The following is a 4468-nucleotide window of genomic DNA, read 5'->3' on the forward strand; positions in this document are numbered from 1 at the left end:
TTATCCGCAATTTTTTCTTTTCGTTCTATTAAACAGACATTGAATTTAAGAAATGAAGATCGAATAGAAGCTGCAAAGTTCAGAAGAGAAGACCGAGAAAAATTTGAAACAGAATTAGCTAATGCCATGGACATAGCTAATTCAACTAAACAACAAGCAATATCAATGGAAAAGCTTGCTAACGTTCTAGAAAAACAGACAGAAATTCTAGAGCAGAGAAAACTTAATGTTTTTGTACAGCGTATAGTGATGCATAATGATCCTGATAATAAATCACAATTATTAATTGATATATTATTAACCATTGCAAATCCTACAAAACACATAATTAAAATTAATTCCATCAGTATAGAGAATGATAGAAATTATAAATTTATTCACGCAGTCTATCGTGGATTTACTGATTCAACCGTTTTTCCCCTCGGAGATATATACCAAATCCAGCCCCAAAGCTCCAAATACCTCTGTTTTAAACAACCCCAAACAGAGCCTCTAATACATGGAGATATTGACCCATTTAGCCTCATAGCTTTTGGCTCATTAGAACTAATTCTTACCATTTCGCCTCTCAAGAAAAATCCATTAATTTATCTAATATTTACTATGGAACACACTGCTATAGATCCTGAAAATCCACCAGAAAAAGTGAATTTTTTCGCTCACTGTATTCGTTTAAAAAATGCTTTCAATCCACTATAGTTTTCCCAGGTACGAGATAGCTCTGTTGTTCCTCAGGACTTTTTTTAGCAAGATCTTCCCATGTCAGTGGCTTTAACCCCAATAAATGCCCCAATAACTCTTGAGACCTCGGCCAATAGTCTAGTTGTGCAAATGTAATGGTATTTCGTGGTATAAACCATTCTTCAAAAGCTCTAACAACTTTAATTGCTTGAATCTTTGTCTGCTCATCCCTCATTAATTGTTGCAATAATTCCTGCGATCTATCTTCTTGTTCATCTGTAATGGGATTTAGTTCTATAAACTCTCTTACAAGCGTACGAACAGCTTTAGAGACTTGAATATTTTCATAAATATTTTCATATGACATCACACATTCTTGCCCTTTAGTGCTTTTCTCTAAACATTCTTGCACGTTTGCTTGTAATTCTTGTAAATGTTGTATTTTCTCTTCATTTTCTGCTAGCTGTCCTTCCATCAATGCTTTTTGTGACATTATTAACTCATTTTTTTCTGCTAGCTCTTTTCTAAGCCTTCGCACTCTTTTAGAAGAGTCATGAACAGCATAAAACGAAATCACATTCGCAATTAAGGAAATAACAATTGCTACTAAACTCATCTTTCTCTCCTCACTTACCCTTCTTCTTATTTTTACGAGCCGGCGCTTTTACTGCTTCATCACGCTGTTTAAGCTTTTGTGTTAGTCTTTCAACTTCCTCGTCGCGTGATTGAACATCTGCTTTTAGTGCCTGTATCTTTTCACTTTTCCGTGTAAACTCTTCTCGATACGCATCTATACTTTGTTTTAGTTCTTCAGTCTTTTGTTTCAGTTGTTTAATTTCCTTGTCACGTGATTGAACATCTGCTTCGAGTGTCATTACAACTTCACTTACATTTCTGAACGCCTTTTCATGCTCTTCAGTCTTTTGTTTCAGTTGTTTAATTTCCTCGTCACGTTCTTCAATCTCTTGCTTCAGTTGTTTAATTTCCTTGTCACGTTCTTCAAGATCCGCATCACATTCATCAATTGTCTGCTTGCTTTCCTTTAAATACCTAAACTCATTCTCTTTCATTTTTTTCTTAATATCTTGAACCTGCTCTTTAAGTGCTTTAACTTGATCGCGATAATGCAATGCAATACGAAACATCACTCCGCTTAAGAGCAAAACTGAAACCACTGCTATCCATAAAATCTCATTCGAACTCATCTTTATCTCCTTTAATTTTTATGAGGGCGGTCATCATGACCAATCTGTTGTGCTTCGCATTCCATTAAAAAAAGAATGCAACAAGCCGCATGTGCCAAGTGTGATAAATCACTCTCAGCATCCTTATGCTCTCCACCAAACCATGCTAATAAATGACGTAAAGCAGCACCGTGTAACCTGCTCCAGTGCATGCCATTACGCCAATTGTTTGCTCCGTACTTCTTTGCCCCAAACTCTAAAACTTTACCAATTTCAAGCAGTGCCAACGGCGGTATAAGCTCTACACGAGGCTTACCATCATCATTCTTATGCGCTTCATTTGCATTATGTGAACACATATAAACTCTGTCGCCACCATATTCTTCAGTGCCGCAAACATATGCATTTCCATAAATCTTGGCCTTACCATAAACCACGGCATGACCGAACACCTTAGCAGCATCACAAACCTTGGCATAACCACAAACCTTGGCGTTGCCATAAACCTTGGCGCTGCCATAAACATGGATATTATCGTAAACGTAAGCATTACCAAAAACCGCAGCTTCATCACAAACCTTGGCATTGCCAAATACATGCGCATTACCACAAACCTTGGCGTTGCCATAAATCGCAGCTGCTAAAAGAACATTGGCATTCTCATAAACACGGGCATTGTCATAAACATGAGAAAAACCAAGAACCTTGGCATTGCCAAAAACACGTGCATCACCATAAACCCATGCCCTATTCCCAACCCAACAATCGCCCTCATGAGAGAGGTTGCCTTCACTCTCTACAAAACCACCAACATCACCTGCTTTAACTTTTCCAAAGCTTCTCAATGCACGAATGCGGTGAAGAGTTTTTCCAGCAAACTCAATTGTTTCATCAGTAAGTTCGTATTTCTTTTCTACAGCCATCTTTGTCTCCTTAATGCTGTAAAGTTTCTCCGGTGTGATCAACACCGCAGCTCTTGCAAATTTTCGACATTGGGGGGTGTTGCTCTTGATCGCATAAAGATTTTAAAAGATAAGCCACTGCCCCTCTTGAAGGAACACCATATTTTTCCCAACGCCATACTGTTGATTTGTTAACGCCTAATAACGCTGCCATTTCGTCCAGCGTAAGATTAAGGCGTTTGCGTATTTTTTTTGCTTCTATCTTATTCATAAAATTAAGTGTGCAATGTGCACAGAAAAAAGTCAAGTCGAAAAGCACATATAATATGTGCATTATGAATGGAAAGGAGTTGTCAGAATGCAAGAACAAAAACCCGACCAAGCTATACGCTTAACAGAAGCAAGAATTGCCAAAGGATTTAAATCTGCCCGAGCCGCAGCTCAATATTACGGCTGGCCATATTACACTTATATACAACATGAACAAGGAGTTCGCGGCATCAATAAAGCCGCAAGTCGATACGCAAAAGCTTTTAACGTAAGTACAGGTTGGTTATTGACTGGTGAAGGACAGGGGATAAAAACAAAATCTACAACTGCTCTTTCAGACCGCGAACTTCAAGAAGAAGTTTTTAACGCTCTAAAAAATATATCTCCTGAAAAAAAGCAGTGGCTTCTTCGCATTTTAGATACTCTAAAAGACGAAGAATAATAATTAACCTTCTTTTTTTATCTATACTAAGCTTATTCACTGCCTCCATTATAAGGTTATCAATATCATCCATTTTATATATCCCAAAATAATATAATACTCACTAAATATGTTCATGTTGCACATTTTATTGTTGACATATGTGCAATATGCGCATACATATGTTCCATATCTTAGAAAATAACTTTTGCCAATAGGCAGTATGGAGGCATTTGTGAATAAACCAGTGTTTATAAATTCTGATGAAATTCTCTTAGTGATGTGCGAAAATGAAGAACAAAATCTCGCTAAATCTGGTCCTTTATTAGAAGAAAAGGACATTATCAATTTTATCGACCAAACCGATAATGCTGTCCAAATTTTGCGCGTAGAACCAACGACTAATCGTTGCGAAGATATCTCTGAAGATATTGCTGAGTTTTATCTCAAACTACGTGAACAAAAGTGTTTTGATGGCAAAATACCGCATGACTTTATTCTACACAGCACAGCATACGGTTTTTTTTTAGATGATATAAAACAGCGCGAATATGATGATGCAATGTATGGTTCTTACGAAAAACAACACCGTTTGCGTCCTTGTGATGTGCTTTAAAAGCTAAAGGCGTTTTTAAAAGACGCCTCCTTTTCAAAAAATTCACCACACAATGCAATGCCGTTCTTTTGCAAGAACGACAAAGGCAGAATCTAACTTAAAGGAGTAAAACCATGGAAAAAAAATACGAAATGACTGATGAAACAATCGAAGTTGGGGGCAAAACTCTCCACCGCATTCGTGCATTGAGAGACTTTGGAAGAGTCAAGAAAGGTGACGTTGGTGGTTTTATTGAGCATGAGGGTAATTTATCACATGATGGCAATTGCTGGGTTGGAGATAGTGCAAAGGTTTTTGGGAATGCCAAAGTCTATGCCAATGCACTAATCCAAGATTGTGCATTGGTTTATGATAACGCAACAATTTTCGATGATGCACAAATTTTGAGTGGTGC

Annotated in this window: 7 protein-coding genes and 1 pseudogene; 4 read left to right on the plus strand and 4 right to left on the minus strand. The window is 37.4% G+C overall.

The genetic code is table 11. The annotated features are described in order from the left end of the window. On the plus strand, nucleotides 1–699 hold a 699-nt coding region (locus ACFILZ_RS09240; protein ID WP_375610981.1), incomplete at its 5' end, for a hypothetical protein. Here the strand turns inward: ACFILZ_RS09240 and ACFILZ_RS09245 are convergent. From ACFILZ_RS09245 to ACFILZ_RS09260, 4 genes are all read right to left on the minus strand, one after another. Then, nucleotides 686–1297, minus strand: coding sequence for a hypothetical protein (locus ACFILZ_RS09245; protein WP_375610980.1), 612 nt, complete (start codon nucleotides 1295–1297; stop codon nucleotides 686–688). The two genes, ACFILZ_RS09240 and ACFILZ_RS09245, sit on opposite strands and share 14 nt — an antisense overlap. 10 nt (nucleotides 1298–1307) lie before the next feature. Further along, nucleotides 1308–1886, minus strand: coding sequence for a hypothetical protein (locus ACFILZ_RS09250; RefSeq protein WP_375610979.1), 579 nt, complete (start codon nucleotides 1884–1886; stop codon nucleotides 1308–1310). An 11-nt stretch (nucleotides 1887–1897) separates the two neighbouring features. Then, the gene (locus tag ACFILZ_RS09255; protein ID WP_375610982.1) at nucleotides 1898–2224 is read right to left on the minus strand and encodes a dATP/dGTP diphosphohydrolase domain-containing protein; all 327 of its coding nucleotides are present in this window, start codon (nucleotides 2222–2224) and stop codon (nucleotides 1898–1900) included. Between the two features lie 574 nt (nucleotides 2225–2798). Beyond that, the gene (locus tag ACFILZ_RS09260; protein WP_375610978.1) at nucleotides 2799–3038 is read right to left on the minus strand and encodes a helix-turn-helix domain-containing protein; all 240 of its coding nucleotides are present in this window, start codon (nucleotides 3036–3038) and stop codon (nucleotides 2799–2801) included. A gap of 87 nt (nucleotides 3039–3125) precedes the next feature. Here ACFILZ_RS09260 and ACFILZ_RS09265 point away from each other — a divergent pair, with 87 nt between their 5' ends. The 3 genes and pseudogenes from ACFILZ_RS09265 to ACFILZ_RS09275 form a co-directional block, all read left to right on the plus strand. Continuing rightward, entirely contained in the window at nucleotides 3126–3479 is a 354-nt protein-coding gene (locus ACFILZ_RS09265; RefSeq protein WP_273791732.1) for an XRE family transcriptional regulator, read from the plus strand. Nucleotides 3480–3693: 214 nt separating this feature from the next. Then, on the plus strand, nucleotides 3694–4074 hold the full coding sequence (locus tag ACFILZ_RS09270) for a hypothetical protein (RefSeq protein ID WP_375610977.1): 381 nt from the start codon (nucleotides 3694–3696) through the stop codon (nucleotides 4072–4074). A 113-nt stretch (nucleotides 4075–4187) separates the two neighbouring features. Next, nucleotides 4188–4468, plus strand: a pseudogene (locus ACFILZ_RS09275) (hypothetical protein); the annotation flags it as partial.

This window comes from Bartonella sp. AP40SXNS (genome assembly GCF_042195825.1).
GTDB lineage: Bacteria > Pseudomonadota > Alphaproteobacteria > Rhizobiales > Rhizobiaceae > Bartonella.